This is a genomic window from Spirulina subsalsa FACHB-351 (genome assembly GCF_026130165.1).
Taxonomy (GTDB): domain Bacteria; phylum Cyanobacteriota; class Cyanobacteriia; order Cyanobacteriales; family Spirulinaceae; genus Spirulina_A; species Spirulina_A subsalsa_A.
Map to the genome: position 1 here is coordinate 1 of NZ_JAIHOM010000243.1, position 1,979 is coordinate 1,979.

A 1,979-nucleotide genomic window follows, 5' to 3' on the forward strand; every position below is an offset into this window, starting at 1 on the left:
ACTCGTAGACAAACACGGATGATACTGAGTTAATGGATATCAAATATTATAATAACATGGAATTGAAAAATGGGTAATAAAAAGCCGTCCTGAAGGACGGGGCTTGTATCCCATTATTTTCGGTCAAAACCCGCTCCAACTCCCAGCGCAACTTCTCCCGCATCCGCAAACTCAACCAACAGCGAAAAATCGAATACTGCAACCGCTCCCCATATCCCTCCAACACCTTATACGCCTTCCGCCACCGCTTCGGACAACGAATGTCATAACAAACCAAATACCAATTCTTCAACTCAGCCATCATTCACCTTCCAAAAAAAGTTAGTTGTTGGGCTTTAGCCCCTCCCAGTGCGTTGTTTGGGCTTTAGCCCCCGAAAATTCCACATCAGGTTCATACCATCAACCCCCACCAGAACATTCATCGTAGGGGCGTATTGCATACGCCCGTATTTCATACGCCCCAAACCTTCAACCCCTCAACGCACAATCAACCGACCAAACAATCCCCCCTCCCCAGACCACTCCTTCTCCAACAACCGCACCTCCAACTCCAACAAACGCCGATACGTCAACGAATACCCCGTCACCGGATGCTTCCACATCTCCCCCTTACGCTGCTCATACAACCGAATAAACTTCCGTCGGCCCTCCTCACTCAACCAAACCTGCTCACCTCGCACCTCAAAATCTCCCCCCACATCCCACTGTTGCCGATTCACAGAAGTTACCACCGTCATATCCACCAACGGCACCCGAAACACCTCCATCAAATCCAACGCCAACGGTGGCGCCTGCGTCCGAGGTTGATGATAAAAACCCAACGCCGGCTCCAACCCCACCGTCAAAATCGCACTCATTACATCCTTAATCAGCAACGCATAACCGAAACTCAACAACGCATTAAAACGGTCCTTTGGCGGACGACGATTCCGACCCGAAAACCGCAACTCCGCCGGAACATCCGCCCCCAAAAGCTCCGGCAACGCCCCAAAATACAACGCCGCCACCTTCCCCTCAATCCCCAACAACGAATCCAAAGATTGAGCCTTCGGCACTTGTTTTAACACCCCCTTCATCTGACCAATTGCCCTCTCCAACTCCCCCGATGTCCCCTTATTCCGTTTCCCCCGCATCAAAAACTTCCGTTGTCCCTCCCCCCGACAACTCACCAACTTCCGCGCCAACTCCAAACAAAAATCCCCCTCACTCAATCCCCGATACTGCCGAATTCGCCGTTGAACACTGCCATTCCGACCATCCAAACTCCCCACATAGCGCCCCCCACCGGACACAAAATGCACCCCCACATCCTTAGCCGCCAAAAAATGCAACGCCTGGGTCGAAATTTGCGAAAAACTGTGCAAAACAACCTGACTCACCTGTTGAATCGAAACCTTTTCCTCCTTCTCATTTCGTCGGCTAATTTTGAGTTGTTCCCCCGTCCGTCCCACACGAGTTCCAGGCTCCAGAATATGCAGCACCTCCCGTTCATCATCGGCCGGAAAAAGCCGCACCGGATGCCACTCCTTGTTATGTGCTAATCGTGCCTCTTCCGACAAACAAACCGCCGCCAACGAACAACGAGAACAGAGATGTTCATTATTAATCACAGGCGGTCGATAGGGAGATAGTTTTAACTCCCGTGCCGCTTGAATCATCTCCCGCACCCATTGACGACCCGTTTCATCAAAGGGAATATGAATCAAAACATTATCAGCATGATAGCGAATTCGACCCTCAACAATTCTGACCCCTAACGCCGCTTCCAACAGACAACAATAAGCCAAAATTTGCAACTTATCACTCTCCCAAGCTTGGGGATTTTTTTGTTCATCCCGATAACAACGACCCCGTTTATCTGCAATGTCGGGTGAAGACCCTCGGTTTTACCGACGGGATGAAACCCGACCAGTATAGAAACAGCGAAGCACGACTCTTTAGCTAAGGCTCAGGGATCACTCTTAGCATGACAATTTGTG

The 1,979-nt window shown here is 50.4% G+C and carries 1 protein-coding gene and 1 pseudogene; both read right to left on the bottom strand.

Annotated features, from left to right (window positions below):
- Positions 1-46: 46 nt before the first annotated feature.
- Positions 47-301 (bottom strand): CRISPR-associated endonuclease Cas2, encoded by a 255-nt coding sequence (gene cas2, locus K4A83_RS22625; RefSeq protein ID WP_407810278.1) that lies wholly within the window; start codon positions 299-301, stop codon positions 47-49.
- A gap of 175 nt (positions 302-476) precedes the next feature.
- A pseudogene (gene cas1 / locus K4A83_RS22630) lies at positions 477-1,856 on the bottom strand (type I-MYXAN CRISPR-associated endonuclease Cas1); the annotation flags it as partial.
- Positions 1,857-1,979 lie beyond the last annotated feature (123 nt).